Below are 25943 nucleotides of genomic sequence, written 5' to 3'. Positions count from 1 at the left end.
GACCGGGACCGCCGTCACCCGCCGTCACACGCCGTCACACGCCGTCACACGCAGAGCGAGGAGCAGGAGCCGGCCATGACAGAGACGCCCCCGGCCCGGGAGAGGCCCTCGACCCGCGAGAAGGCCCCGGCCCGGGAGCACGGCGGCCCGGTCTGCCGCCGCCTGGTCGGCCGCACCGCCGTGGTCACCGGCGCGGGCAGCGGCATCGGCCTGGCCGCCGCCCGCCGGCTGGCGTCCGAGGGCGCCGAGGTGGTCTGCGCCGACCTCGACGAGACCACCGGCACGGCGGCCGCCGAGGAGGTCGGCGGGCTCTTCGTGCACACCGACGTCACCGACCCGTACATGGTCGAGGCGCTGTTCGACGAGGCCTACGAGACGTACGGCAGTGTGGACGTCGCCTTCAACAACGCCGGCATCTCGCCGCCCGACGACGACTCCATCCTGACCACCGGGCTGGAGGCCTGGAAGCGCGTCCAGGAGGTCAACCTGACCTCGGTCTACCTCTGCTGCAAGGCGGCCCTGCCGTACATGCGCCGGCACGGGCGGGGGTCGATCATCAACACCGCGTCCTTCGTGGCCCGGATGGGCGCGGCCACCTCGCAGATCTCCTACACCGCCTCCAAGGGCGGCGTGCTGGCGATGTCGCGCGAGCTGGGCGTGCAGTTCGCCCGCGAGGGCATCCGGGTCAACGCCCTCTCGCCCGGGCCGGTGGACACCCCGCTGCTGCGGGAGCTGTTCGCCGCGGACCCGGAGCGGGCCGCCCGCCGCCTGGTGCACGTCCCGCTCGGCCGCTTCGCCCGGCCCGAGGAGATCGCCGCCGCGGTCGCGTTCCTCGCCTCCGACGACTCCTCCTTCATCACGGCGAGCGAATTCCTGGTCGACGGCGGCATCTCGGGGGCGTACGTGACACCGCTCCAGGAAGGGCGCTGACGGGGGCGCCCGCGGCTTCTCACCGTAATCTCATGGAGAATGCCGGGAATTGTGGGCTCCGCTGATATCGCGTTTATCCGAGTGCCCTTAGATTCACTGGTGTGAGTGAGCAGATTCCCGCCGGGTGGTACCCGGACCCCAAGGACACCAGCGAGCCGAGACCGCAGCGCTGGTGGGACGGCAAGGGCTGGACGGCCAGCACCCGGCCCGCACCCCTGGACGCCCCGCCGCCGGAGCTTCCGCCGGCGCAGGCTCCGGGGCCGGACGCGACCGGCGAGACCCGGGTGCTGGAGGGGGAGGTGCTGGAGAACGGTCCGACGGTCCGCTACCCCGAGCCGCCCCCGTTCGGCACCGCCTACGGCTCGCCCGTGCCGCCGGCGCCCAAGCAGCGGCGCCGGCCGTCCCGGCTGGTGGTCGCGGCCACCGTGGCCGCCCTGGCCGGGCTGCTCGTCGGCTCCGGCGTCACCTACCTCGCCATGGACGGCCACGGGGAGAAGCGGGCTTCGCGCCGCGCCGCCCCCAAGGCCCCGCCGTACGGCGAGAACGGCCCCTGGGGCGGCCTGCCCGACCTCGGCGGCCCGGACGGCGGCAACGGCGACGGCAACGGCAAGAACGGCGGCGGCAACGGCAACGGGCCGGGCAACGGCGGTCGCGGCAACGGCAGGAACAGCGGCACCGCGGCCGACCTGGTGAACCGGATCACCCTGCCCATCCCGGCCGGCTGGAAGGGCGGCACCACCCAGGACGGCTTCGCCGGGCTCACCGTGGGCTCGTACGAGTGCGAGGGCGGCGGCGACTGCTCGCTCGGCGGCGCCAACACCGGCCGGATCACCGGCGCCGGCACCGACGTCCAGGCGGCCGCCAAGGCCGACATCGAGAAGGCGGCCAAGGCCTCCTACAACGACATCAACTCCCACCAGGAGCTGAAGTCGGAGGCGGTCAAGGTCGACGGCCGGGACGGCTACCTGGTCCGCTGGAAGGTCGACGCGGCCAAGGGCAACGACGGCTACGTGCAGACCGTGGTCTTCCCCTCCGCCGACGGCAAGTCGCTGATCTCCCTGCACCTGGGCTTCGACATCGCCGACAAGGCTCCTGACCTCGCCGTGATGGACACCATCGTCAAGGGCGTGGCCGACTACAAGGGGAAGCTGCCGCCGATCCCCGGTGCCCCCGACGGCCCGGACGGCGGGACGTCGAACACCTGACGCGCTGCTCCGCTCACCTGCGGCGGGCCACCTGGAGCGATTCCGGGTGGCCCGCCGTACGTGTCGCTCCCGCCCCGGCCCCGGGGCAGGCGTGGCGTGCCATTGCGCGGGTGTTCCGGGGCCGGACCGAAACGGGGGTCGGTGCTCGGTCCGGCCCCGGCCTCCGGCGCTCAGGAGTCGCGTCGAACAGCCTCGACGCGACGGCGCCGGAGCACCATGCCGGCCCAGCCCGCGCCGATCGCGGCAGCGCCGGCCAGCAGCAGCGGGCCGGTGGGCGAGCCGCCGCCGACGGCGGCGCTGGCGGTCGGCACCACGGCGCCGGCCGGCTCGTTGGCGTTGCCGCCGTGGCCGTGGTGGGCCACGGTCGACTTGGACAGGCCCGCGGTGATCTGCTCCTCGCTCGGCGCGGCCGGCGCCTGCGCGGCAGGCTCCGGTGCGGCGAGCGCGGCCGCGGCCGGCGCCGCGGCGGGCTGGGCGGCGGAGGCCTTCCCGAAGTCGATGTCCGAGCAGCTGTAGAAGGCCTCGGGGCTGTCGCTGCGCTGCCAGATCGTGTAGAGCAGCTGGCGGCCGGTGCGTTGCGGCAGCGTGCCGGCGTAGGTGTAGTAGCCGTCCGTGGCCGTCCGGGTGACCGGCACCTGGGCGACCGGGGCCGGGTCCAGGTCCGACCACTTCAGTGGCTGGGTCGGGTCCCAGCTCTGCTTGGTGATGTAGACGGTCTGGGTGCCGAGGTGCGGCGCGGTGGTGCGGAACTTGAAGGTGAACGAACCGGCGCTCACCGGGGTCGCCGGCCAGTCGGCGCGGGGGAGGTCGAGCGCCTTGTACTTGTCGCGGTTGGCGGAGCAGAGCTTGCCGTCCGGGATCAGCGCCTGGTGGTGGCCGTCCGCGTTGGCGATGTTGACCTCGTTCCAGTCGTACAGCGGCTGGGTGCCGCTCATCGCCACCAGGTCCTTGCAGATCTGGGACCTGGGGTTCTCCGGCCCTTCGGCGTAGCAGGCCGCGACCCGGCTCACCGGGTTGGTCATGGTGCCGTGGGCGGCGGCGGTGCCGGCGGTGGTGGCCGCCACGGCGAGGACCGCGGCGCCGATCACGCCGACGGACAGGGCACTTCGTTTGATGGACATGGGGTGGGGACTCCTTGGCCGTGTGCCGGGCCGAGAACGTGGGGGACGGGCACGCCTGCCCGGGGGGCCGCCGACCCGGCGCGCGGACCCCGGCCAGAGCGTATGATTGGACTAGACCAGCTGGCAATAGCCGTTCCCGGCGTACTTTCTGACGGACAGTAGCCGTAAGCGCAGCACAAAGGCCTGACGGGAAGCCGGAGTTAGGCTTCCCATCAGGCCTGCTTGAGGTTCCGCCCCGGACAGCCGGGTCAGCGCGACGTCGGCTCCCCCGGACTGACGCCGTTCACGGTGGACTGGTACGCCTGGACCACGAACCCGTGGTGCGTCCCGCCGTTCACGGTGTTGTGCACCACGATGTGCTGCTGCGGCAGATGGTGCCCGAACTCCGTCAGGATCGCGTGGAGTTCGGCCGCAGCGGCCGGGTCCTGCCGGACCAGCCGGCGGATCCGGCCGCGCACCTCGGCGGTGCTGTCCTCGATCACCTCGGCGTCGTCGCCGGCCCGGACCACCTCGACCCGGATCTCCTCCAGCTCGGCGGACACCTCCTCGGCGTTGCGACCCCGTCCGAACAGCGCCGCGAGGCGCGTCCGGACCTGCGTCCAGGCGTCGGTCGCCATCAGCCCGACCACGGTGGTGGCGCCCGACGCCATCACCTGCTGCACGATCTCGCCCTCCACGGCGCCCCCTCACGTTCGTTGCGAAGCCTTCCGTTCACCACGCTAGAGCACCCGGGTGCGGTGGCGGGCGGAAGCGGCGCAGGGACCGGGCCGTCGGGCCGCCGCCGGCGCCGCGGCCTCCGAGGGCCCGGGGACCCGGGGGCCCGAAGCCCCCGAGGCCGTCAGAGGAAGGTCTTCCGCTCGCCCCGGTAGGTCGGGACGGTGCGCACCACCGCGTCGCCCTCGATCAGGTGCAGCTCGGCGAAGCGCTCGCACAGCTCCCCGGCCTTGGCGTGCCGGAACCAGACCCGGTCGCCGATCAGCAGGTCGTCCGCGGCCGAGCCGAGCAGCGGCGTCTGCACCTCACCGGCGCCCTCCATCGGGTCGTAGCGCAGGCCCGGCGGCAGGTACGGCACCGGCGAGCGGTCCTGCCCGGCCGCGCCCGAGGCGGGGTAGCCGCCGCCGAGCACCGTGACCACGCCGACCCCGGGACGGCGCACCACCGGCTGTCCGAAGAGCGCGGCCGGGCGGCCCCGGAACGCCCGGTAGTTGTCGAAGAGCCGGGGCAGGTAGAGACCGGAGCCGGCCGCCACCTCGGTGACCACCCGCTCCGCCGCGGTGGACTCGACGCTGCCGGTGCCCCCGCCGTTGACGAACTCCAGCTCGGCCACCTGCCGCAGCCGGCGCACCACGGCGGCGCGCCGCTCGGCCAGCTCGGCCCTGGCCTTCGCCTGCATCAGCCGGATCATCCGGGAGCGGACCGGCCGGCCGGGCACGTCGTCGCCCACCCCGGCGACGTGGCCCTCGTACGCCATGAGCCCGACCACCCGGAAGCCCCGGCGGCGCTGGACCAGTTCGGCGAAGGCGCCGAGGTCCTCGGGGGTGCGCAGCGGCGAGCGCCGGGCGCCGACCCGCACCCGCCCGCCGAGCAGGTGCAGCGAGGTGTCCAGCTCCAGGCAGACCCGGACCTCCGCGGAGCCGGCCCGGGCCGCGTCGATCAGGTCGAGCTGGGCCGGGTCGTCCAGCAGCACGGTGACGCCGGCCGCGAGCTCCGGGTCGGCGGTGAGTTCGGCGAAGCCGGCCCGGTCGGCCGAGGGGTAGGCGAGCAGGATGTCGCGCAGGCCCGTGCGGGCCAGCCAGATCGACTCGTCCAGCGTGAAGCTCATCACCCCGGCGAAGCCGTCCGTCGCCAGCGCCCGCTCCAGCAGCGCCCGGCAGCGCACCGACTTGCTGGCCACCCGGACCGGCTTGCCGGCCGCGCGGCGCACCAGGTCGGCGGCGTTGGCGTCGAAGGCGGCGAGGTCGACGACGGCCACCGGACCGTCCAGGTGGGCGGTGGCCCGGTCGTACCGGGCGCGGTCGGCCGCCGGCGAGGGGGCGGCGGCGGTACGGGCAGCAGCTTCGAGCATGGCCATGGCCGCAGACTGCCACACCGCACTACCGGTCGGTAAGGCATCGGTCGCCACCTTCTGGGGACCTTCGGTCCGTGTGGCGGCGGCCGGGCGTGGCATAGGGTCGGCCGGGTGGAGCGCAAGAACATTCCCGACCCAGGATTCGCCGGCGACGACGGCACCGCCGACCCGGCACTCGCCGCGGCACTCGACCGCTGGTCGCAGGACCGCGGCGCCGAACCGGAGGTGCTGGCGGCGCTGAGGCCGTCCCGGCTGATGGTCCCGATCGTCGCCGTCCTCGGCGAGGTCGAGGTGGACGAGCACGGGCACAAGCACGAGAAGACCAGCGACATGGCCGTCCCGGTGGTCGAGGCCGCCGACGGCCGTCGCGCCCTGCCGGCCTTCACCTCCCTGGAGACGCTGGCCCGCTGGCGCGCCGACGCCCGCCCGGCGCCGGTGGCCGCCCCGCAGGCCGCGATGGTCGCCTTCTCCGAGCGCGCCGACACCCTGTTGATCGACCCGGCCGGCCCGGTCGCCTACCAGCTGGCCGGCGCCCGGCTGCGGGCGCTGGCGGAGAACCGGCCGTACCTGCCGCTGCTGGCCGATCCCGACGTGCAGGGGGCCGTGCGGGCGCTGCTGGCGGCCGAGCCGCAGGTGGTGGCCGGCCTGCTGGCGCCCTACCAGGACGGCGACGGACTGCTCGCGGTGGTGCTGGACCCGGAGCTGGACCAGGCGGGCCTGCAGGCGGCCGTCCAGCGCGTGGGGCAGGCGGTCGCCGCCGACCCGGTGCTGCGGGTCCGGCTCGACCGGGGACTGAGCCTGGCCGTGCTGCCGGCCGGTGCGCAGCTGCCCGGCGAGCCGCTCTACCGGCGCTGAACGCCCGGGTGGCCCCGCGGATCGCCGATCCGCGGGGGCACCCGGGCGTTCATCGGACGCGCGGAGGCGTCCGGCGCGAGGGGTCCCGGAGGGTTCTCAGGCGTAGACCGGGCCGGTGAACTTCTCGCCCGGGCCGGCGCCCGGCGCGTCCGGGACGAGGGAGGCCTCGCGGAAGGCCAGCTGGAGCGAGCGCAGGCCGTCCCGCAGCGGGGCGGCGTGGAAGTTGCTGATCTCCGGGGCGCCGGCGGTGACCAGCCCGGCCAGCGCGGTGATCAGCTTGCGCGCCTCGTCCAGGTCCTTGTCCGCCTCGCCGCCCTCGGCCAGGCCGCACTTCACGGCGGCGGCGCTCATCAGGTGCACCGCGACGGTGGTGATCACCTCGACGGCCGGGACCTCGGCGATGTCCCGGGTGAGGTCGTCGAAACCGATCGCCTCGTCGTCCGCGGCGGGGTTCTGGGTGGGCTCGCTGCTCAAGGGGGGCTCGTTCCGTCGTGCCGGTGTCCGTACACAGGGAGCGTACAAGGGGGTGAGCGGCGGGGCGGAATGGCGTTCGACCCCGGGGAGCCTGTATGCTTCGAGACTGACCGGCCAGGTGCCTGTGAGGGTGCCCGGCCAGCAAGAGGAGGCTCCACCAAGGAGGCCCGAGAGGGCAACCGCGAAAGTCTCCCACCTGATCGGCCTCGCGGTCGACGGGTCCGGTCCGCGACGGGCGCCCAGCGCCGAGTCGCCCGCAGCACCCCTCACCGGGTGCCGCCCCCGGTTGTGTGGAGCCCCGCTTGTACCGAGCGGGGCTTTTTTCGTGTCGCGGTGCAGGCCGCCGCAGGCAGCGCAGCACGAATGAAGCCCCGCCCAGTGGTCGAGTCCACTACGTGCGACCGCCGTCCGACGGCCGCATCGCAGAAGGTGCAACCGAGGAGGCCCCATCAGCACCGAGCCCCGCATCAACGACCGGATTCGCGTCCCCGAGGTGCGACTCGTCGGTCCCAGCGGCGAGCAGGTCGGCATCGTGCCGCTTGCCAAGGCGCTGGAGCTCGCGCAGGAGTACGACCTCGACCTGGTCGAGGTCGCGGCGACCGCCCGGCCGCCGGTGTGCAAGCTCATGGACTACGGCAAGTTCAAGTACGAGTCGGCCATGAAGGCCCGTGAGGCGCGCAAGAACCAGGCGCACACGGTCATCAAGGAGATGAAGCTCCGGCCGAAGATCGACCCGCACGACTATGACACCAAGAAGGGTCACGTCGTCCGGTTCCTCAAGCAGGGCGACAAGGTCAAGATCACGATCATGTTCCGCGGTCGTGAGCAGTCCCGCCCCGAGCTGGGTTTCCGACTGCTGCAGCGGCTGGCGAACGACGTCCAGGACCTGGGCTTCGTGGAGTCCTCGGCCAAGCAGGACGGCCGGAACATGATCATGGTTCTCGGCCCGCACAAGAAGAAGACCGAGGCGATGGCCGAGGCCCGCGCCGCCGCCGACGCCCGCAAGGCCGAGCGCCAGGGCCGGACCACCGGCCCGGACGCCGCCGAGGAGCCCGCGGCCGAGCAGGCCGTCGAGGCGACGGAGGCCCCCGAGGCCCCGGCCGCCGAGGCCGCCGAGGTCGAGCAGCCGGCCGAGGCCTCCCAGGACGCCTGAGCCCGTACGGGCGAGGGCGGTCCGGGAGACCGGCCACCAAGGTGACGGGGCGTCCTGCCCGGTCATCGCAGATCCATCCTTCACGCCCGCGCGGCGAACACCGCGCGGGCGTGGACGGACCGACGAGGAGATACGGCGAAATGCCGAAGCAGAAGACGCACAGTGGCGCCAGCAAGCGCTTCAAGATCAGTGGCTCTGGCAAGGTGCTGCGCGAGCGCGCCGGCCGCCGCCACCTCCTGGAGCACAAGCCCTCGACGCTGACCCGCAAGCTGGCCGGCACCGTCGAGATGGCCCCCGCCGACGCCAAGAAGATCAAGAAGCTTCTCGGCAAGTGATCGCCCTCCCGCCCGGCGCGAGCCGCGGCGGGGCAGCTGATCCTTCCCGACCCATTCGAATGACGGACCACGTGAAGTAGTCCGTGGTCCTACCCAAGGAGTAATCAAGTGGCACGCGTCAAGCGGGCAGTCAACGCCCACAAGAAGCGCCGGGTCATCCTGGAGCGCGCCAGCGGCTACCGCGGCCAGCGCTCGCGCCTGTACCGCAAGGCCAAGGAGCAGGTCACCCACTCGCTGGTCTACAACTTCAACGACCGCAAGAAGCGCAAGGGCGACTTCCGTCAGCTGTGGATCCAGCGCATCAACGCTGCGGCCCGTGCCAACGGCATCACCTACAACCGCTTCGTGCAGGGTCTGAAGGCCGCGAGCGTCGAGATCGACCGCAAGATGCTGGCCGACCTCGCCGTCAACGACCCGGGTGCCTTCGCCTCCCTGGTCGAGGTGGCGCAGAAGGCGCTGCCGGCCGACGTGAACGCCCCGAAGGCCGCCGCCGACGCCGCCTGATCCACTCCCCGGATCAGTTGATCTGACACGGACCCGCAGGATTGCCTGCGGGTCCGTGTGTTTCCCGCGGCAACCTCCCGGCACTCGGCACCCCGCCACCCGGCTCCCGCCCCCGGCACCCCGCCACCCGGCACCCCGCCCAGAGACGAGACCATGCAGAGCACCGACACCCCCCTGCTCACCTCCCTGCGCTCGCCGCGCGTCGTCGCCGCCCGTCGGCTCGCCAAGCGGAACCAGCGCACCAAGGAGCGCCGCTTCCTCGCCGAGGGCCCGCAGGCCGTCCGCGAGGCCGTCGCCTTCGGGAAGCTGCCGGGCTCGGCCGACCACGCCGTGGTCGAGGTGTACGCCACCCCGGAGGCCGCCGAGCGGCACGCCGGCATCGTGGCCGCCGCCCGGGCCGAGGGGATCGTGGTGCTCACCGCCACCGACGAGGTCATCGCGGAGATCTGCGACACCGTGACCCCGCAGGGCATCGTGGCGCTCTGCCGCTTCATCGACACCCCGTTCGACGAGGTGCTCGAAGCCAGGCCCAAGCTGGTCGCCGTGCTGGCGCACGTCCGCGACCCCGGCAACGCCGGCACCGTGCTGCGCACCGCCGACGCGGCCGGCGCGGACGCCGTGGTGCTCACCGACGCCTCGGTGGACCTCTACAACCCGAAGGCGGTCCGGGCCTCCGTCGGCAGCCTGTTCCACCTCCCGGTCGCCGTCGGCGTCCCGGTCGAGGAGGCCGTCGCCCGGCTGCGCGAGGCCGGGGTACGGGTGCTGGCCGCGGACGGTGCGGGCGAGCGCGACCTCGACCAGGAGCTGGACGAGGGCACCCTCGGCGCGCCCGGCGCCTGGGTGTTCGGTAACGAGGCGTGGGGGCTTCCGGAGGAGACCCGCGCACTCGCCGACGAGGTCGTGCGCGTGCCGATCCACGGACACGCCGAGAGCCTCAACCTGGCCACGGCCGCCGCGGTCTGCCTCTACGCCTCCGCCCGGGCGCAGCGCTCGCCCGGCGGCTGCCGCGCGGCGCGGCCGTAGGCGCGGGTCCCGCGCCGGTCCGGGCGTTCGCGCCCCAGGCCCCAAGGGGCGGCCGGACACGCCCCGGAGGCCCCCGGAAGTCGCGTTCGCCACGCCGTGGGCCCTACTGCGGGGGGCTGCGAGACGCTAGGGTCTGCCTCGGTGGGGGGAAAGACACGGTGGGTAATCGGGGAGGACACCCATGGTCGGCAGCGGGCCAGAGCTCGACCCGGACGACCTGCCGGACGGCCTGGTGGTCGCCGACGGGCTGGGCCGGGTGGTCTGCTTCAACCGCGCCGCCGCGCGGCTGACCGGCATCCGCCCGGCGGCCGTCCTCGGCAGCCGGTTAGCGGACGCGCTGCCGCTGGAGGACCTCGACGGCCGCCGCTGGTGGCAGCTGACCGACCCGTACGGCGGCCTGGCGATCCGCACCAGCCAGCCGGAGCGCAACCTGCTGCTGCCGGGCGGCATCGAGGTGCTGGTGTCCGCGCGGTACGTCCGTCCCTACCCGCAGGGGCCGCTGGAGCGGCTGGTCATCGCGCTGCGCGGCACCGAGGCGCGGCGCCGCACCGAGCGCAGCCACGCCGAGCTGATCGCCACCGTCGCGCACGAGCTGCGCTCGCCGCTCACCAGCGTCAAGGGGTTCACGGCGACGCTGCTGGCCAAGTGGGAGCGGTTCACCGACGGTCAGAAGCGGCTGATGCTGGAGACCGTCGACGCGGACGCCGACCGGGTCACCCGGCTGATCGCCGAGCTGCTGGACATCTCCCGGATCGACGCCGGGCGGCTGGAGCTGCGCAAACAGGTGGTCGACCTCGCGGCGGCGGTGCGCCGGCACGTGGAGCGCACGGTCGCCACCGGCATCCCCGAGGAGCGCTTCGACATCCGGATCGGCGAGCCGCTCACGGTGCTCTGGGCCGACCCGGACAAGGTCGACCAGGTGCTGGCCAACCTGCTGGAAAATGCCGTGCGCCACGGGGAGGGAACTGTCACGATCGAGGTGGCACCGGCCAAGGAGGTCGTCGAGGCACCCGTCTGGGAGCGCTCCGGCACCCCGCCCCGCATCGTGGAAGGCACAGCGGTCACCGTGAGCGACGAAGGAAGCGGCATCCCCGAGGAGTCGATGCCGCGCGTCTTCACCCGCTTCTGGCGGGGCTCCAAGCGCGGCGGCACCGGTCTGGGCCTCTACATCGTCAAGGGCATCGTCGAGGCCCACGGCGGCTCGATCCGCGTCGACCGCGCGCCCGGCGGCGGCGCCCGGTTCCGATTTATCCTGCCCGCCGGGGTGCCCGACTTCATGCTCTGAGCGAGCAGGAACGGCCGGCAGCGCACGCTGCCGAGCCCGGGACCGGCGGGCGGAGCACCGTCCGACCGCCCCCTTGCGGTCTTCCGCAGTCGTCGCCCGACGGGCTTGACGACGGTCGCGCTACGCGCTGCGACTACACTCGACCTTTGGCGTTGCGCAACGCCCTGCGCGGCCGTGCCGCGGACAACCCCCCTGGCCGTCGAGGCGGGGGCTGCCCGTGCCCCGGCCACGCAGGGTGTGACGCGAAAGGCGTTGGCCCCCCTTCACCTGAGCACGGACGAGCAGGAGCACGGGAAAGATAGAGATGTCGGCACCCAACAAGTCGTACGACCCGGTCGAGGTCGAGGCCCTCAAGCCCGAGGCGGTGGAGCAGGCCCGGGACGAGGCGATCGCCGCGTTCGCCGCCGCCGGCTCCCTCGACGAGCTGAAGCAGGCCAAGGTCGCCCACACCGGCGACCGTTCCGCGCTCTCCCTCGCCAACCGCGAGATCGGCGCCCTGCCCCCGCACGCCAAGGCCGCCGCCGGCAAGCTGATCGGCCAGGCCCGCGGCGCCGTCAACCAGGCCCTCGCCAAGCGCCAGGCCGAGCTGGAGGCGGAGCGGGACGCCCGCGTGCTGGTCGAGGAGGCGGTGGACGTCACGCTGCCCTACGACCGCGCACCGCGCGGCGCCCGCCACCCGCTGACCACGCTGGCCGAGCGCATCGAGGACACCTTCGTCGCGATGGGCTACCAGGTCGCCGAGGGCCCCGAGGTCGAGGCCGAGTGGCTGAACTTCGACGCCCTCAACCTGGGCCCGGACCACCCGGCCCGCTCGATGCAGGACACCTTCTTCGTCCAGGCCCCGGACGGCACCGCTGACTCCGGCGTGGTGCTGCGCACCCAGACCTCCCCGGTCCAGGCCCGCACGATGCTCGACCGCGAGCCCCCCGTCTACGTCGTCTGCCCCGGCCGGGTCTACCGGACCGACGAGCTGGACGCCACCCACACCCCGGTCTTCCGGCAGGTCGAGGGCCTGGCCGTGGACGAGGGCATCACCTTCGCCGACCTCAAGGGCACCATCGAGCTGCTGGTCTCCAAGCTGATCGGCGACGGCCTGGAGCTGCGCTGGCGGCCCTCGTACTTCCCGTTCACCGAGCCGAGCGCCGAGATCGACCTGCAGTGCTTCGTCTGCCGCGGCGAGTCCGTCGGCAACCCGGACAAGCCCTGCCGCACCTGCTCCTCGGAGGGCTGGATCGAGCTCGGCGGCTGCGGCGTCGTCAACCCGCGGGTGCTGGTCGCCTGCGGTGTCGACCCCAACCGCTACAGCGGGTTCGCCTTCGGCCTGGGTCTGGAGCGAATCCTGATGAACCGTCACAACGTCGCCGACATGCGCGACATGGTCGAGGGTGACGTCCGCTTCACCCTCCCGTTCGGGATGGAGATCTGATGCGCGTCCCGCTTTCCTGGCTGCGCGAGTACGTCGACCTGCCGGCCGGTGAGACCGGTCGCGACGTGGCCGAGCGCCTGGTGCGCGCCGGCCTGGAGGTCGAGACGGTCGAGCAGCTCGGCGGAGACCTCAAGGGTCCGCTGGTGGTCGGCGAGGTGCTCTCGATCGAGGAGCTGAGTGGCTTCAAGAAGCCGATCCGGCACTGCTTCGTCAACGTCGGCGACGCCAACGGCACCGGCGAGCCGCAGGAGATCGTCTGCGGCGCGACCAACTTCGCCGTCGGCGACAAGGTCGTCGTGGTGCTCCCCGGCGCCGTGCTGCCCGGCCCGTTCCCCATCTCCGCACGGAAGACCTACGGCCAGACCTCGGCCGGCATGATCTGCTCGGCGCGCGAGCTGGGCATGGGCGACGACCACAACGGCATCATCGTGCTCCCGCCCGAGTACGAGCCCGGAACCGACGCGATCGAGCTGCTGCAGCTGGTCGACGAGGTGCTGGACATCGCCGTCACCCCGGACCGCGGCTACTGCCTCTCCATGCGCGGCGTCGCCCGCGAGGCCGCCGCCGCGTACGGGCTGCCGCTGGCCGACCCGGCGCTGCTCGACGTCCCGCCGGCCAACTCCTTCGGCTACCTGGTCAAGGTCAACGACCCGGCCGGCTGCGACCGTTTCGTCGCCCGCACCGTGGTCGGCCTGGACCCGAACGCCAAGTCGCCGATCTGGCTGCAGCGCCGCCTCCAGAAGGCGGGCATCCGCCCGATCTCGCTGGCCGTCGACATCACCAACTACGTGATGCTGGAGGTCGGCCAGCCGCTGCACGCGTACGACAAGCAGCGCGTCGACGGCCCGATCACCGTCCGCCGGGCGGAGGAGGGCGAGACCCTCACCACCCTCGACGGCGTGCAGCGCAAGCTGTCCCCCGAGGACCTGCTGATCTGCGACAACAGCGGCCCGATCGGCCTGGCCGGTGTCATGGGCGGCGCCTCCACCGAGATCCTCGACCCGGCCGCCGGCCCGGGCACCACCGAGGTGATCATCGAGGCGGCGCACTTCGACCCGGTCGTCATCGCCCGCGGCGCCAAGCGGCACAAGCTGCCGTCCGAGGCGTCCAAGCGCTTCGAGCGCGGCGTCGACCCCGAGGCCGCGCGCGCCGCCGCGCAGCGCGCCGTCGACCTGCTCGTGCTGATCGCCGGCGGCACCGCCGAGGCGGGCGTCACCGACATCGCCGCCCCGCACCCGGTGCGCACCATCACCATCGCCGCCGACCTGCCCGACCGGGTGGCCGGCACCGAGTACGGACGCGAGACCGTCACCCGGCGCCTCCAGGAGATCGGCTGCTCGGTCGCGGGCGCCGACGTCCTGGAGGTCACCCCGCCGACCTGGCGCCCCGACCTCACCGACCCGTACGACCTCGCCGAGGAGGTCATCCGGCTGGAGGGCTACGACAACGTCCCCGCCCGGATGCCCACCGTTCCGCCGGGCAAGGGCCTGACCGACGCCCAGCGCACCCACCGCCGGGTGGGCGTGGCGCTGGCCGGCGCCGGCTACGTCGAGGTCAACAACTACCCGTTCGTCGGCGAGGCCGCCTTCGACGGGCTGGGCCTGGAGGCCGACGACCGCCGCCGCCGCACGGTCAAGCTGGTCAACCCGCTGAACGACGAGGAGCCGGCGCTGCGGACCACGCTGCTGCCGGGCCTGCTCGGGGCGCTGCGCCGCAACGTCGGCCGCGGCAACACGGACCTGGCGGTCTTCGAGACCGGCACGGTCTTCCTGCCGAAGGACGAGCTGTCGGTCGCGCCGCGCCCGGCGGTGGACCGGCGGCCGAGCGCCGAGGAGCTGGCCGCGCTGGACGCCGCGCTGCCGCACCAGCCGCGCCGGGTCGCCGTCGCCCTCGCGGGCGAGCGGCTGCCGTCCGGCTGGTGGGGCAAGGGCGCTCAGGCGAGCTGGGCCGACGCCGTCGAGGCCGGCCGGACGGTGGCCCGCGCGGCCGGCGTGGAGCTGACCGTGCGCCAGGGCCAGCTGGCCCCGTGGCACCCGGGCCGCTGCGCCGAGCTGGTGGTGGCCGGCACCGACCGCGTGGTCGGTCACGCCGGTGAGCTGCACCCGCGCGTGGTCAAGGCGCTGGGTCTGCCGGAGCGCACCGCTGCGATGGAGATCGACCTGGACCTGCTCACCGAGGACGGCGCCGAGCGGGTCTCCGGCCCGTCGGTGTCCGCCTTCCCGGTGGCCACCCAGGACGTCGCACTGATCGTGGACGCCGCCGTCCCGGCCGCCCAGGTCGAGGCCGCGCTGAAGGCCGGCGCCGGCGAACTGCTGGAGGACATCCGGCTGTTCGACGTCTTCACCGGTGAGCAGGTCGGCGAGGGCAAGAAGTCGCTGGCGTACGCGCTGCGCTTCCGCGCCGCCGACCGGACGCTGACCGCCGACGAGGCCAGTGGTGCCCGCGAGGCCGCAGTCGCCGAGGCGGTGGCCCGTACGGGCGCGGTGCTGCGCGGCGCCTGACGCAGCCTCCGACACGGCCTCGAAGGGCCCCGACCGGTGAGTCCGGTCGGGGCCTTTCGCATGCCTTAAGGGGCAGACCCCTTGCGCGGGGCTGGGCGTGTTCGCTTCAATCTCGTTAGGAAAGTTTCCTAACACCCCGGCGCCGGGTACCCCCTGCCCGCGTGCCCACGGAAACCACGGAGCGTCAGATGCAACTCAAGCACCGCACCGTCCGCGTCGCCCTGGCGGCCCTGCTGATCGCCGCCCCCACCGCCCTGGCGGCGGCCAACGTCGCGACCGCCGCCCCCGCCCCGGCCGCCGTCCAGGTCAAGGCCGTCGGCCTCGACGACCCGCACAAGAAGGACATCGCGATGCAGCTGGTGTCCAGCGCCGAGAACTCCTCGCTGGACTGGAAGGCCCAGTACAAGTACATCGAGGACATCAAGGACGGCCGCGGCTACACGGCCGGCATCATAGGCTTCTGTTCCGGCACCGGCGACATGCTGGAGCTGGTCGAGCACTACACCGACCTCAAGCCCGGCAACGTCCTGGCCAAGTACCTCCCGGCGCTCCGCAAGGTCAACGGTACCGACTCGCACGCCGGCCTCGGCTCCGCCTTCGAGCGCGACTGGGCCGCCGCCGCCAAGGACGGCGTGTTCCAGAAGGCGCAGGACGACGAGCGCGACCGCGTCTACTTCAACCCGGCGGTCAGCCAGGCCAAGGCCGACGGGCTGCGCGCGCTCGGCCAGTTCGTCTACTACGACGCCATCGTCATGCACGGCCCCGGCAGCAGCTCGGACAGCTTCGGCGGCATCCGCAAGGCGGCCATGAAGAAGGCCAAGACCCCGGCCCAGGGCGGCGACGAGGCCACCTACCTGAAGGCGTTCCTGGAGGCCCGCAAGGTGATCATGAAGCAGGAGGAGGCCCACGCCGACACCAGCCGGGTCGACACCGAGCAGGCGGTCTTCCTGAACGCGAAGAACTTCGACCTCAACCCGCCGCTGAAGTGGAAGGTCTACGGCGACAGTTACGCCATCAACAGCTGAGGCCGGGCGGCCGGCGAAGGGGTGGGAGGGCGCGGGCCCTCCCACCCCTTCGGCATGTGGAGAACGGGACGGCAAGGGCTGGACGCCGAGCTGGGAGGATGTGCACGCTTCCTTCACTCCATAACGAATCGGGCAGAACAGATCTCGAAGAAGCCTTCACTTATTGACGGCGCGGTGTAGTGGCACGGAGACTCCGTCCTCTGCCGTATGACGCGGCGCAGTACAGGAGGCATCACCCACCATGAACAGACCCACCCGTCGAGCGGTCGCCGGCACGGCGGTCGCGCTGTCGCTGGCGCTCACCCTCGCGGCCTGCGGCCAGGACGACGGCGCGCAGAAGCCGTCCGCCGGCGGCAACAAGACCATCGGCCTGCTGCTGCCGGAGAACGCCTCCTCCACCCGGTACGAGGCCTTCGACCGGCCGCTGATCGAGTCCACCGTCACCGGCCTCTGCCCCAAGTGCACGGTCGACTACGCCAACGCGAACGGCAGCGAGACCGCCCAGAAGAGCCAGTTCGACCAGCTGCTGGCCAAGGGCGTCAAGGTGATCCTGCTCGACCCGGTCAACGCCAAGGTCACCGCCCCGTGGGTCGAGGCCGCCGCCGCCAAGGGCGTGCAGGTCGTCGCCTACGACCGGCTCGCCGAGGGCAAGGTCGCGGCGTACGTCTCCTTCGACAACCAGCGCACCGGCGAGCTCCAGGGCCAGGCCCTGCTGGACGCCCTCGGGCCGAAGGCCGCCGCGGCCAACGTGGTGATGATCAACGGCGCCGAGACGGACCCCAACGCCGCGATGTTCAAGGCCGGCGCGCACCGGGCGCTGGACGGGCGGGTCAAGAAGATCGCCTACGAGCAGTCCGGCGAGTGGAAGCCGGAGGTGGCCACCGCGAAGATGAACGAGGCCATCAAGGCCCTCGGCAAGGACGGCATCCAGGCGGTCTACGCGGCCAACGACGGCATGGCCGCCGCGGTCGTCGACGCCCTCAAGGCGGCCGGCCTCAAGAACGTGCCGGTGGGCGGCCAGGACGCGTCCATCGACGCGGTGCGCCGGGTGCTCACCGGCGAGCAGACCTACACGATCTACAAGCCCTACAAGCCCGAGGCCGAAGCGGCGGGCAGCATCGCCGTCCAGCTGCTGGAGGGCATGGACATCAGCTCCTCCGCGAGCTCGCTCACCGAGAGCGGCGGGCAGCGCATCCCCTCGCTGCTGCTGACGCCGATCGTGGTGACCAAGCCGAAGGTCCAGGTGACCGTGGTCGGCGGCGGCCTCTACAAGGCGGCCGACATCTGCACCGCGGAGTACGCGGACGCCTGCGCGGCGGCCGGCGTCAAGTAGCCGCGGCCGGCGCCGCCCGGCCCTGGCCGGTGCCGGCCGCCGGCGTCGAGTGGCCGTGTCCGGTGCCGCGTGGCCGTGCCCGGCGTCGAGTGGCCGTGCCCGGGGCCGCGTGGCCGGTGCCCGGTGCCGCGTGGCCGGTGCCCCTCCCGGTCGATCCGGGAGGGGCGCCGCAGCCGGTCAGGCGCTCGCGGTGTAGTCGTAGAAGCCGCGGCCGGACTTCCGGCCCAGCAGGCCCGCGTCGACCATCCGGGACAGCAGCGGGGGAGCGGCGTACAGCGGCTCCTTGTACTCGTCGTACATCGACTCGGCGATCGACACGATGGTGTCCAGGCCGATCAGGTCGCACAGGCGCAGCGGGCCCATCGGGTGGGCGCAGCCGGCCTCCATGCCCTTGTCGATGTCGGAGGCGGTGGCCACGCCCGACTCGAACATCCGCACCGCCGAGAGCAGGTACGGCACCAGCAGGGCGTTCACCACGAAGCCGGCGCGGTCGCGGGCACGGATCGGCTCCTTGCCCAGCACCTCGGTGGCGAACGCCTCGACCCGCTCGGTGGTGGTGGCCGAGGTGGTCAGGGTGGGGATCACCTCGACCAGCTTCTGCACCGGCGCCGGGTTGAAGAAGTGCAGGCCGACGACCTGCTCCGGGCGCGTGGTGGCGGCGGCCAGCTTCACGATCGGGATCGACGAGGTGTTGGAGGCGAGGATCGCGTCCCGGCGCTCGATCACCTGGTCCAGCGTCTGGAAGATCTGGACCTTGACGTCCTCGCGCTCGGCGACCGCCTCCACGACCAGGTCACGGTCGGCGAAGTCGGCCAGGTCGGTGGTGAAGGTCAGCCGGGCGAGCGCCTCGTCGCGCTGCTCCACGGTCAGCTTGCCCCGCTTGACGGCCGTCTCCAGGGAGTTGGTCACCCGGCTGCGGCCGAACTCCAGGGCCTCCCCGCTGGCCTCCGACACCAGGACGTCCAGCCCGGCCCGGGCGAACACCTCCGCGATGCCCGACCCCATCAGACCGCAGCCGATCACTCCGACGCGCGCGATGTCACTCACTCAGTTGCCCTTCGATGGTGCTGGGGTGTGCGGCCCCAGCGACAGGTGGCCCAGCAAGCTGCTGTTCAGCGGTGGGGAGCACCGGAATCCGGGCACCCGTGAACCGCCTCGACGACGTTACTACTCCGTACCGGCCGGTAGGTCATCCCCTCCCCGGATGGGCCGGACGGGTGAGGCGGCCGTTCCCGCCCGTGCGCCCGGGTCCCGCCCCGCCCCCGGCCGGACAGAATGCGGGACGGCCGCCCGCGGCGGCCGGACGGCAGGCGAAGGGAGCACGGGATGCCGACGGGATCGCTCACGGGACAGGTCGCCCTGGTCACCGGTGCCGGCCGCGGGATCGGGCGGGAGATCGCCATCGGCCTCGCCGCCGAGGGCATGGCCGTCGGCCTTGTCGGCCGTACCCACCAGACCCTCGCCGAGACCCTCCGGGAGTGCGCCCGGCACGGCGCCCGGGGCGTCGCCGTCGCCGCCGACGTCACCCGCCCCGCAGCCGTGCGCGAGGCGGTCCGCGTCGTCCGGCACGACCTCGGCCCGATCGACCTGCTGGTCAACAACGCCGGCCAGGTCGACGCGAGCGAGGCCCCGCTCTGGGAGACCGACGCGAACCAGTGGTGGCAGGTCGTCGAGACCAACCTGCGCGGCCCCTACAACCTGCTGCGCTCCGTCCTGCCCGGCATGGTCGAACGCGGCCGCGGGCGGGTGGTCAACCTCAACTCCGGCTTCGCGCTGCGCCCCGACCCGCACTACACCGCGTACGCCACCTCCAAGGCCGCGCTGCTGCGGCTCTCCGACAACATCGCCGACTCGCTCGCCGAGCACCACGTGGTCGTCCTGGACATCAGCCCGGGTGCCGTCGCCACCGACATGACCGCGGGGATGCCGATGTTCCGCGACATGAAGTCCTGGGGCTCCGTCCCGTACGTGGTCGCGGTCGCCGTCGACGCCGCCCGCGGACGCTTCGACGCGCTGCACGGCCGGTTCATCCACGCCGGGCGGGACAACCTGGAGGAGCTGGTCGGGCGTGCCGAGGGCATCCGCGAGGCGGACGCCCGCACCCTGCGGCTGCGCCCGTACGGGCCGGAGGACCCGATGGGCTGACGGCGGGGGGACGGGCGGGGCGGTACGGGAGCCACGGAGGGAGCCCCGGGTTTCGGGGGCGTCGCGGCAGGCCGGCCGGCGTCAGAGGTCCAGCAGCGCCCGCCGCTCCGCGGGGGTGAGCGAACCGGGCGCGCGCCCGGCCCGCGCGAAGGCGTTCGCCAGCCGCTGCAGCGCCTCGTTGAGCGGCGTCGGAACCCCGTGCAGCCGGCCGAGCAGCACGATCTCGCCGTTGAGGTGGTCCGCCTCGATCGAGCCGGTGCCGCGCGCCAGGCTCTGCCAGGACGAGCTGCCGCTGCGCCCGACCCCCGGCACCGGCCCCATCGTCATCGCCTTCCCGGCCAGCGCGGCCTGCTCCTGCGGGTCGTGGTGCGCGATGCCCGCCGCGGCCAGCACCGCGGCCCCCTCCGCCATCGCCCGGTGGCGCAGGCCGTCGAGCGGGTCGCCCTCGACCGGGCCGGCCACCGCGTCCAGCGCGTTGCCGAGGTTGCCCAGCAGCTTGGTGTGCTTCCAGTCCATCGTGGCGGCGTCGACGGACGCGCTGAACGCGGACGCCGCCAGGTCGGCCGCCACCGCCGCGGCCGTCGCGCCACCGTCGCCCGCGGGGTAGCCGCCGATCCGCAGGACCCCGCTCACCGGCGTCCCGGCGGCGGTGACCAGGCCCGGTTCCACGAACCCCGACGGCAGCCAGACGCACACCGCCAGCACCTGGCGGAAGAGCCGCAGCGCGAGGCGTTCGTTCTCGACCCCGTTCTGCGCGCAGAGCAGCGGCAGCCGCTCGCCGGCCGTGCCGCCGCCGGCCACCGGGCGCGGTGCCCACGCCGCCAGCGCGGCGGCGCTGTCCTGCGTCTTCACGGCCAGCACCAGGGCGTCGTCCTCGCGCAGCGCCACACCCCCGGGGCCGTCCGCCACCGGGACGCGCAGCGTCCGCAGGCCCTCCGGCGTGCCGAACCGCAGACCGTCCTCGCGCAGCGCGGCGAGCTGCGCGCCACGTGCCACCAGGACGACCTCGTGGCCGCCCTCGTGCAGCCGGGCACCGATCGTGCCGCCCACCGCACCCGCCCCGACGATGATGTAGCGCATGGCGGAAGCATGGCACGGCGGCGGGCGCCGGGGCAGGCACTCCCGGGACGCCCGCCGCCCCGCCCCGGCGGCCTGATCGGGGGCCCCGGCGGGGGGTCGCGGGCTCGCGTGAGTCCCGGCCGGGCCGGCGGAGGACCTAGGCCGGCGTGAAGAGCCGGCTGGCCGTGACCGGCTTCAGCCCGGCCTTGGCGAGGCCGTCCAGGATGCCGGGCAGCGCGTCGACCGTGCACTGGTGGCCCATGTGCAGGGCGACCACCGAGCCGCCCTTGGCCGACGTCAGCACCCGGCGCTGCAGCTCCGCGGCGCTCGGGTCGCTGTAGTCGCGCGGGTCGACGTCGAAGGAGAGCACGTGCTCGTAGCCGACCGCCTTGGCCTGCTCTCGCACCATCGGGGTGGCGTACTGGGCGGCGGAGGGGCGGAACCAGCGGCCGATCGAGCCGGTCAGGCGCTGCAGCCGCTCCGCGCACTGGGCGATCTCGGCGCGCGCCTGGTCGGGGCTCATCGCCGAGATGTTCTGGTGGTTCTGGGTGTGGTTGCCCAGCTCGTGGCCGCCGTCCAGGATCCGCCGGGCCATCTGCGGCTGCTGGTCCAGCCAGCTGCCGACGACCATCACGGTCAGCCCGGCGCCGCGCTGCTCGGCGATCTCCAGCAGTGCGGTGGCCAGCTTCGGGTCCCCGCTGCCGTGGACGGTGAGGGCGACGTTCTTGCCGGTGCGCGGACCGTACACGACCTCCAGCGGGGTGCCCGGGGGCAGCGGCGGCAGCACCGGCGGGCTCGGCGGCGCGGCCGTCGCGGCGGCCGCCGCGACGCTCGGCTGCGGATCCGCGGAGGGGGAGGCGGTCGGGGCGGGGGGGGGCGGGCCCTTCGCCGCCCGACCAGGCCGGGTCCACCGCGGCCGGGTCCCCGCCCGCCGGGTCGACGGTGCCGGGGTGCACGGCGAGCGCTCCCGGGTCGGCCCGGCGCGGGCCGGTGCCGCCGCACGCGGCGAGCAGCCCGCCCCCGGCGGTCAGCACGGCGAGCCTGGCGGTGGTGCGCAGCAAGGTGCGGCGGTCGGCGATCATCCGGTCGGCAGTCATCGGCAGCCAGCATAGAGACGGCACAGCTCCGGGGGCGATTCGAGGGCGCGGCCCCCCGGCCGCCCGTCGGCGCGCACACACATCGTGCACACACGCGCGCCCTGCAGCACCGGACAAACCCGAACTACCGCTGTTTCCACGGCAGGCCGTCGGATACGATCACGGCGCGCCGCGTGCTCCGGGGGAATCGGCCGCGGCGGCAGCCGATCCGGCGACGGATTACCGGAAGCGAGTACAGGGGGACGGAACAGGATGCACGAGGACAGCACCGCTTCGGCGGCCACCGGTACGGACATCGGCAGCGACTGGGACTGGGCCAGGGCCGACGACTGGGAGCCGCCGACCGAGCTCGACACCGGGGTTCCGCACACCGCCCGGATGTACGACTACTACCTCGGCGGCAAGGACAACTTCGAGGCCGACCGCAAGGCGGCCGAGGCCGCCATCGCCGCCTACCCCGCGCTGCCGCTGCTGGCCCGCACCAACCGCGAGTTCCTCGGCCGCGCCGTCCAGTACGCGGCCGGCCGGGGCATCCGCCAGTACATCGACATCGGCACCGGGATCCCCTCCGTCGGCTCCACCAGCGAGGTGGCCCGGCGGGCCGTCCCGGACGCCCGGGTCGTCTACGTCGACAACGACCCGATCGTCGCCACCCACGCCCGCGCCCTGCTGGCGAGCCACAAGGCCGGCCACACCTCGGTGGTCGAGGCCGACCTGCGCGACCCGGCCTCGATCCTCGACCACCCCGGCCTGCGCGCCGCCGTCGACCTGGGGCAGCCGGTCGCCCTGATGCTCGTCGCCGTGTTGCACTTCATCCGGGACGAGGACGGCGCCGAGGCGATCGTCCGCACCCTGCGCGACGCGCTCGCGCCCGGCAGCGTGCTGATCCTCTCCCACGGCAGCCCCGACTTCGCCTCGCGCGAGAGCGCGGCCGAGGGTGCCCGGATCTACAGGAGCGCGAGCGCGCCGCTGGTGCTGCGCCCCCGCGCCGCGGTGGAGCCGTTCTTCGGCGACTTCGAGTTCGCGGGACCGGGCCTGGTCCAACTCCCGCTCTGGCGGCCGGAAGCCGGTCACGTCCCCACCACGGACCTGCCCGAGGGCTGGCAGGACGTCTCCGCCTACGCCGGCGTCGCCGTCAAGCGCTGACGGCCTCGCGGCGCGCTCGTCCCGGCAGTGGCCCGCTCGTTGTCCGTGCGGCCGGTGAAGAGGCGCCGGGGCACGGTGAACCGGCCCCGGCGCCTCCCTCCGAGCGCCGGGACCGGGCCGCCCCCGTCCACCCATGACGTTAGCCCCCGCCACTGACAACCGGTCAGCGCCGGGGCGCAGCCGGGGGTGGACACGGGTACGACGGGCGGAAATCGGCGCGACGGCCGGCACGGGCCGGTGTTAGCGTCCGAAGCATGAGACCCCTGAGCGAGAACGAGATCCGCGCCTGCTTCGTCAACTGCTCCAAGGGTGAGGCCCGTCGGCTCAACCTGCCCCGGGGATTCGACCAACTCCCCTGGGATGACCTGGACTTCCTCGGCTGGCGGGACCAGGGCGCGCCCGACCGGGGATACCTGGTGGCCGAGCACCGCGGGGAACTGGTCGGCATCACGCTGCGGGTGCCCTCGGTGCGCCGCAGCCTGCGGATGAGCAACGTCTGCTCGCTCTGCATCTGCACCCACGCCGGCTCCGGCGTCGCGCTGCTGGCCGCCCGCCGCGCGGGCGCGGCCGGGCGCGAGGGGAACACCGTCGGCACCTACGTCTGCGCGGACCTCGCCTGCTCGCTCTACCTGCGCGGGCTGAAGAAGTCCGCGCTGGTCAGCCGGCCCGAGGAGTCGCTGTCGGTCGAGGAGCAGGTCGCCCGTATGACGGGCAACCTGGACGCGTTCCTGGCCAAGGTCCTCACCGACTCCGCGGCCGCTGCCTGAACCGGCCGGGGCTGCGGTCCGGTGGACGTCGCTGGAGGCAGGCAGTGCGGGTGGGCGCCGGCGGTACGGGTGGGCGCCGGCGGTACGGGTGGGCGCCGGCGGCAGGGGTGGGCACCGGCGGCAGGGGTGGGCGCCGGCGGCAGGGGTGGGCACCGGGCCCACCCGTACCCGGCAACGCGCTACGACCGCCGCAGCTGGTCCAGTTCGCGGCGGTCCCGCTTGGTGGGGCGCCCGGCGCCCCGGTCCCGCACGCCGGCGGCCGGCGTCAGCTCGCGCGGCGGCCTGGGCGGGCTGTTGTCGACCAGGCACTCGGCGGCGACCCCGGCCCCGACCCGCTTGCGGATCAGCCGTTTCACCACGACCACCCGCTCGTAGCCCTCCTCGCGGACCCGGACCTCGTCCCCCGGCCTCAGCGCCTGCGCCGGCTTGGCCCGCTCCCCGTTCACCCGCACGTGACCGGCCCGGCAGGCGGCCGCGGCCAGCGCGCGCGTCCTGGCCAGCCGGACCGACCAGATCCAGCTGTCGACCCGGACGCTTCCCTCGTCTTCGACCATCCTCCGAGCCTACCGAGGCGGTTCCCGGCCCACCCGGCCCGGCGCGTACGCCGGGCGCGGACCCGGCCCGCACGCACTCCGGGCCTGCGTGCGGCCTCGGCCGGACAGGGCTCAGCGGGCCGGCGACTCCTGGACCGCCCAGCCGTTGCCGTCGGGATCGTTGAAGAAGACGAACGAGTTCCAGTCCCCGCCGCGCCCGTCCACCCGGGCGCCCGCCTCGAAGTGCTGCACCGGGCTCACCTCGACGCCCCGCGCGACCAGCTCGCCGTGTGCCTTGTCGATGTCCGGCACCACCAGCTGCAGTCCCTTCAAGGAGCCCGGCGGCGCCTCGGTGACCCCGGTCCCCACCACGATCGAGCACCCCGAGCCCGGCGGCGTCAGCTGCACCACCCGGACCCCGTCACGGATCCGGGTGTCGTGGTCCACCGTGAAACCGGTCTGCTCCTCGTAGAACACCTTGGCCCGGTCCACGTCCGAAACCGGCACCACGACGACTTCGAGCTTCCAGTCCATGCCCAGACCCCTTCCGGTCGGTCCCTTCCGGTCGGGCCCCTCCAGTATCGGCCGCCCGGGCGGCCCGCGCCCGGCGGTCGGCTAGCCTGAGATCACGATGAACCGCCTCAGCACGCCCGCCGCCGCCACCCCCTTCACGACCCCGTGGGGCACCTTCGACCTCACCCGCTACCCGGAGGACCCGCGCGAGCGGCTGCGCGCCTGGGACGCCGCCGACGAGTACCTGCTGCGCCACCTCGCCGGCGAGGCCGACAGCGCCGCGGGCGCCGCCACCGACCTCACCGGCCGTACCGTCGCCGTCCTCGGCGACCGCTGGGGCGCCCTCACCACGGCACTCGCCGCCCACGGGCCGATCCAGATCAGCGACTCGCACCTCGGCCGCCGGGCCACCCGCGCCAACCTCGCCCGGGCCGGCGCCGCCCCCGACGCGGCGCGGCTGCTCACCACCCAGGACACCCCGCCCGAGCGCATCGACGTCCTGCTGGTCCGGGTGCCCAAGAGCCTTGCGCTGCTGGAGGACCAGTTGCACCGGCTGGCCCCGGCGCTCCACCCGGGCAGCGTGGTGGTCGGCACCGGCATGGTCACCGAGATCCACACCTCCACGCTCCGGCTCTTCGAGCGCATCCTCGGACCGACCCGCACCTCGCTCGCGGTCCGCAAGGCCCGGCTGATCCTCTGCACGCCCGACCCGGCGCTCGACCCCGGCCCCAACCCCTGGCCGCACACCTACGCCCTCCCCGACGACATCGGCCCGGCCTCCGGGCACCTCGTGGTCAACCACGCCGGCACCTTCTGCGCCGAGCACCTCGACATCGGCACCCGCTTCTTCCTCGGTCACCTGCCGACCGCCGCCCCCGGCGCCCGCGTGGTCGACCTCGGCTGCGGCAACGGCGTGGTCGGCACCGCCACGGCGCTGGCGAGCCCCGGCGCGGAACTGGTCTTCATCGACGAGTCCCACCAGGCGGTGGCCTCGGCCGAGGCCACCTTCCGGGCCAACCTGGGCCCGGACGTGCCGGCCGAGTTCCTCACCGCCGACGCGCTCGCGGAGGGCACCGTCGCCCCCGGCTCGGTGGACCTGGTGCTCAACAACCCGCCGTTCCACTCCCACCAGGCCACCACCGACGCCACGTCGTGGCGGATGTTCACGGGCGCCCGACGCGCCCTGCGCCCGGGCGGGGAGCTCTGGGTGGTCGGCAACCGGCACCTCGGCTACCACGTCAAGCTGCGCCGCCTCTTCGGCAACTGCCGACTCGTGGCCGGAAACCCCAAGTTCGTCGTCCTCAAGGCCGTCAAGCGCTGAGGGCCACCCTCCCCGGTCCTCGGCCCTCGGCCCTCCCCGGCCTCGGCCCTCGGCCCGCCGGGGGCCCGGCAGGTTCTCCGCATACTCCTTGCATGAATGTTCCGTGCTGCGTATATTCATGCCA

Annotated in this window: 25 protein-coding genes; 16 read left to right on the top strand and 9 right to left on the bottom strand. The window is 73.8% G+C overall.

Annotation, left to right across the window (positions count from 1 at the left end; genetic code table 11):
• Window positions 1–75 precede the first annotated feature (75 nt).
• Window positions 76–930: a 3-oxoacyl-ACP reductase gene (locus MCM47_RS00200; protein WP_238739875.1), complete on the top strand. Its 855-nt coding sequence runs from the start codon at window positions 76–78 to the stop codon at window positions 928–930.
• A gap of 101 nt (window positions 931–1031) precedes the next feature.
• On the top strand, window positions 1032–2135 hold the full coding sequence (locus tag MCM47_RS00195) for a DUF2510 domain-containing protein (protein ID WP_238739874.1): 1104 nt from the start codon (window positions 1032–1034) through the stop codon (window positions 2133–2135).
• A 170-nt stretch (window positions 2136–2305) separates the two neighbouring features.
• Here the strand turns inward: MCM47_RS00195 and MCM47_RS00190 are convergent, their stop codons facing one another.
• The 3 genes from MCM47_RS00190 to MCM47_RS00180 form a co-directional block, all read right to left on the bottom strand.
• The gene (locus tag MCM47_RS00190) at window positions 2306–3256 is read right to left on the bottom strand and encodes a lytic polysaccharide monooxygenase (RefSeq protein ID WP_238739873.1); all 951 of its coding nucleotides are present in this window, start codon (window positions 3254–3256) and stop codon (window positions 2306–2308) included.
• A 248-nt stretch (window positions 3257–3504) separates the two neighbouring features.
• Window positions 3505–3933: a hypothetical protein gene (locus MCM47_RS00185; RefSeq protein ID WP_238739872.1), complete on the bottom strand. Its 429-nt coding sequence runs from the start codon at window positions 3931–3933 to the stop codon at window positions 3505–3507.
• Window positions 3934–4094: 161 nt separating this feature from the next.
• Window positions 4095–5321 carry an alanine racemase gene (locus tag MCM47_RS00180; RefSeq protein WP_238741391.1) on the bottom strand — a complete coding sequence of 409 codons (1227 nt, stop codon included), beginning with the start codon at window positions 5319–5321 and terminating at the stop codon, window positions 4095–4097.
• Between the two features lie 114 nt (window positions 5322–5435).
• Here MCM47_RS00180 and MCM47_RS00175 point away from each other — a divergent pair, with 114 nt between their 5' ends.
• Window positions 5436–6179, top strand: coding sequence for an SseB family protein (locus MCM47_RS00175; RefSeq protein ID WP_238739871.1), 744 nt, complete (start codon window positions 5436–5438; stop codon window positions 6177–6179).
• A gap of 96 nt (window positions 6180–6275) precedes the next feature.
• Here the strand turns inward: MCM47_RS00175 and MCM47_RS00170 are convergent, their stop codons facing one another.
• Window positions 6276–6653: a DUF1844 domain-containing protein gene (locus tag MCM47_RS00170; RefSeq protein ID WP_238739870.1), complete on the bottom strand. Its 378-nt coding sequence runs from the start codon at window positions 6651–6653 to the stop codon at window positions 6276–6278.
• 448 nt (window positions 6654–7101) lie between these two features.
• Between MCM47_RS00170 and infC the strand changes: the two genes are divergently transcribed.
• From infC to MCM47_RS00125, 9 genes are all read left to right on the top strand, one after another.
• Window positions 7102–7806 carry a translation initiation factor IF-3 gene (gene infC / locus MCM47_RS00165; protein WP_238741389.1) on the top strand — a complete coding sequence of 235 codons (705 nt, stop codon included), beginning with the start codon at window positions 7102–7104 and terminating at the stop codon, window positions 7804–7806.
• Between the two features lie 140 nt (window positions 7807–7946).
• Window positions 7947–8141: a 50S ribosomal protein L35 gene (gene rpmI / locus MCM47_RS00160; protein ID WP_030286227.1), complete on the top strand. Its 195-nt coding sequence runs from the start codon at window positions 7947–7949 to the stop codon at window positions 8139–8141.
• A 108-nt stretch (window positions 8142–8249) separates the two neighbouring features.
• Window positions 8250–8645, top strand: a complete 396-nt coding sequence (gene rplT, locus MCM47_RS00155) for a 50S ribosomal protein L20 (RefSeq protein ID WP_030055649.1) — start codon at window positions 8250–8252, stop codon at window positions 8643–8645.
• A 153-nt stretch (window positions 8646–8798) separates the two neighbouring features.
• Complete coding sequence (locus MCM47_RS00150; protein ID WP_238739869.1) at window positions 8799–9668, top strand: RNA methyltransferase; 870 nt, start codon at window positions 8799–8801, stop codon at window positions 9666–9668.
• Between the two features lie 181 nt (window positions 9669–9849).
• Window positions 9850–10953: an ATP-binding protein gene (locus tag MCM47_RS00145; protein WP_238739868.1), complete on the top strand. Its 1104-nt coding sequence runs from the start codon at window positions 9850–9852 to the stop codon at window positions 10951–10953.
• A 304-nt stretch (window positions 10954–11257) separates the two neighbouring features.
• Window positions 11258–12379: a phenylalanine--tRNA ligase subunit alpha gene (gene pheS / locus MCM47_RS00140; RefSeq protein ID WP_238739867.1), complete on the top strand. Its 1122-nt coding sequence runs from the start codon at window positions 11258–11260 to the stop codon at window positions 12377–12379.
• Window positions 12379–14880 carry a phenylalanine--tRNA ligase subunit beta gene (pheT, locus tag MCM47_RS00135; protein ID WP_238739866.1) on the top strand — a complete coding sequence of 834 codons (2502 nt, stop codon included), beginning with the start codon at window positions 12379–12381 and terminating at the stop codon, window positions 14878–14880. Before pheS ends, pheT begins: the two co-directional genes overlap by 1 nt.
• A gap of 188 nt (window positions 14881–15068) precedes the next feature.
• Window positions 15069–15905 (top strand): chitosanase, encoded by an 837-nt coding sequence (locus MCM47_RS00130; RefSeq protein WP_238739865.1) that lies wholly within the window; start codon window positions 15069–15071, stop codon window positions 15903–15905.
• A gap of 241 nt (window positions 15906–16146) precedes the next feature.
• The gene (locus MCM47_RS00125; protein ID WP_238739864.1) at window positions 16147–17238 is read left to right on the top strand and encodes a sugar ABC transporter substrate-binding protein; all 1092 of its coding nucleotides are present in this window, start codon (window positions 16147–16149) and stop codon (window positions 17236–17238) included.
• Between the two features lie 177 nt (window positions 17239–17415).
• Here the strand turns inward: MCM47_RS00125 and MCM47_RS00120 are convergent, their stop codons facing one another.
• The gene (locus MCM47_RS00120; protein ID WP_238739863.1) at window positions 17416–18285 is read right to left on the bottom strand and encodes a 3-hydroxybutyryl-CoA dehydrogenase; all 870 of its coding nucleotides are present in this window, start codon (window positions 18283–18285) and stop codon (window positions 17416–17418) included.
• Between the two features lie 279 nt (window positions 18286–18564).
• Here MCM47_RS00120 and MCM47_RS00115 point away from each other — a divergent pair, with 279 nt between their 5' ends.
• Complete coding sequence (locus MCM47_RS00115) at window positions 18565–19383, top strand: SDR family NAD(P)-dependent oxidoreductase (RefSeq protein ID WP_238739862.1); 819 nt, start codon at window positions 18565–18567, stop codon at window positions 19381–19383.
• Between the two features lie 81 nt (window positions 19384–19464).
• Here the strand turns inward: MCM47_RS00115 and MCM47_RS00110 are convergent, their stop codons facing one another.
• Together MCM47_RS00110 and MCM47_RS00105 are read right to left on the bottom strand one after the other, a co-directional pair.
• Complete coding sequence (locus tag MCM47_RS00110) at window positions 19465–20463, bottom strand: ketopantoate reductase family protein (protein WP_238739861.1); 999 nt, start codon at window positions 20461–20463, stop codon at window positions 19465–19467.
• 136 nt (window positions 20464–20599) lie between these two features.
• The gene (locus tag MCM47_RS00105; protein ID WP_238739860.1) at window positions 20600–21229 is read right to left on the bottom strand and encodes a polysaccharide deacetylase family protein; all 630 of its coding nucleotides are present in this window, start codon (window positions 21227–21229) and stop codon (window positions 20600–20602) included.
• Window positions 21230–21791: 562 nt separating this feature from the next.
• Here MCM47_RS00105 and MCM47_RS00100 point away from each other — a divergent pair.
• Complete coding sequence (locus MCM47_RS00100) at window positions 21792–22685, top strand: SAM-dependent methyltransferase (RefSeq protein WP_238739859.1); 894 nt, start codon at window positions 21792–21794, stop codon at window positions 22683–22685.
• Between the two features lie 254 nt (window positions 22686–22939).
• Window positions 22940–23452 carry an FBP domain-containing protein gene (locus tag MCM47_RS00095; protein ID WP_238739858.1) on the top strand — a complete coding sequence of 171 codons (513 nt, stop codon included), beginning with the start codon at window positions 22940–22942 and terminating at the stop codon, window positions 23450–23452.
• A gap of 179 nt (window positions 23453–23631) precedes the next feature.
• Here MCM47_RS00095 and MCM47_RS00090 read toward each other — a convergent pair whose 3' ends face one another.
• Both MCM47_RS00090 and MCM47_RS00085 read right to left on the bottom strand, forming a co-directional pair.
• On the bottom strand, window positions 23632–24006 hold the full coding sequence (locus tag MCM47_RS00090; RefSeq protein ID WP_238739857.1) for an RNA-binding S4 domain-containing protein: 375 nt from the start codon (window positions 24004–24006) through the stop codon (window positions 23632–23634).
• A 111-nt stretch (window positions 24007–24117) separates the two neighbouring features.
• Entirely contained in the window at window positions 24118–24519 is a 402-nt protein-coding gene (locus tag MCM47_RS00085) for a VOC family protein (RefSeq protein WP_238739856.1), read from the bottom strand.
• A 97-nt stretch (window positions 24520–24616) separates the two neighbouring features.
• On the opposite strand from MCM47_RS00085, the gene MCM47_RS00080 reads away from it, so the two are divergent.
• Window positions 24617–25819, top strand: coding sequence for a methyltransferase (locus tag MCM47_RS00080; protein ID WP_238739855.1), 1203 nt, complete (start codon window positions 24617–24619; stop codon window positions 25817–25819).
• Window positions 25820–25943 lie beyond the last annotated feature (124 nt).

It is taken from the genome of Kitasatospora sp. A2-31, assembly GCF_022288725.1.
In the GTDB taxonomy this organism is placed as follows: domain Bacteria; phylum Actinomycetota; class Actinomycetes; order Streptomycetales; family Streptomycetaceae; genus Kitasatospora.
This window is presented reverse-complemented; position numbering and strand designations above follow the sequence as displayed.

Excerpts from the sequence above, each read along its gene's own strand:
- MCM47_RS00200 (WP_238739875.1), top strand. The coding sequence starts at position 76 with ATGACAGAGACGCCCCCGGCCCGGGAGAGGCCCTCGACCCGCGAGAAG.
- MCM47_RS00190 (WP_238739873.1), bottom strand. The coding sequence starts at position 3,256 with ATGTCCATCAAACGAAGTGCCCTGTCCGTCGGCGTGATCGGCGCCGCG.
- MCM47_RS00180 (WP_238741391.1), bottom strand. The coding sequence starts at position 5,321 with ATGCTCGAAGCTGCTGCCCGTACCGCCGCCGCCCCCTCGCCGGCGGCC.
- rpmI (WP_030286227.1), top strand. The coding sequence starts at position 7,947 with ATGCCGAAGCAGAAGACGCACAGTGGCGCCAGCAAGCGCTTCAAGATC.
- MCM47_RS00150 (WP_238739869.1), top strand. The coding sequence starts at position 8,799 with ATGCAGAGCACCGACACCCCCCTGCTCACCTCCCTGCGCTCGCCGCGC.
- MCM47_RS00145 (WP_238739868.1), top strand. The coding sequence starts at position 9,850 with ATGGTCGGCAGCGGGCCAGAGCTCGACCCGGACGACCTGCCGGACGGC.
- pheS (WP_238739867.1), top strand. The coding sequence starts at position 11,258 with ATGTCGGCACCCAACAAGTCGTACGACCCGGTCGAGGTCGAGGCCCTC.
- pheT (WP_238739866.1), top strand. The coding sequence starts at position 12,379 with ATGCGCGTCCCGCTTTCCTGGCTGCGCGAGTACGTCGACCTGCCGGCC.
- MCM47_RS00130 (WP_238739865.1), top strand. The coding sequence starts at position 15,069 with ATGCAACTCAAGCACCGCACCGTCCGCGTCGCCCTGGCGGCCCTGCTG.
- MCM47_RS00125 (WP_238739864.1), top strand. The coding sequence starts at position 16,147 with ATGAACAGACCCACCCGTCGAGCGGTCGCCGGCACGGCGGTCGCGCTG.
- MCM47_RS00115 (WP_238739862.1), top strand. The coding sequence starts at position 18,565 with ATGCCGACGGGATCGCTCACGGGACAGGTCGCCCTGGTCACCGGTGCC.
- MCM47_RS00110 (WP_238739861.1), bottom strand. The coding sequence starts at position 20,463 with ATGCGCTACATCATCGTCGGGGCGGGTGCGGTGGGCGGCACGATCGGT.
- MCM47_RS00100 (WP_238739859.1), top strand. The coding sequence starts at position 21,792 with ATGCACGAGGACAGCACCGCTTCGGCGGCCACCGGTACGGACATCGGC.
- MCM47_RS00095 (WP_238739858.1), top strand. The coding sequence starts at position 22,940 with ATGAGACCCCTGAGCGAGAACGAGATCCGCGCCTGCTTCGTCAACTGC.
- MCM47_RS00090 (WP_238739857.1), bottom strand. The coding sequence starts at position 24,006 with ATGGTCGAAGACGAGGGAAGCGTCCGGGTCGACAGCTGGATCTGGTCG.
- MCM47_RS00085 (WP_238739856.1), bottom strand. The coding sequence starts at position 24,519 with ATGGACTGGAAGCTCGAAGTCGTCGTGGTGCCGGTTTCGGACGTGGAC.
- MCM47_RS00080 (WP_238739855.1), top strand. The coding sequence starts at position 24,617 with ATGAACCGCCTCAGCACGCCCGCCGCCGCCACCCCCTTCACGACCCCG.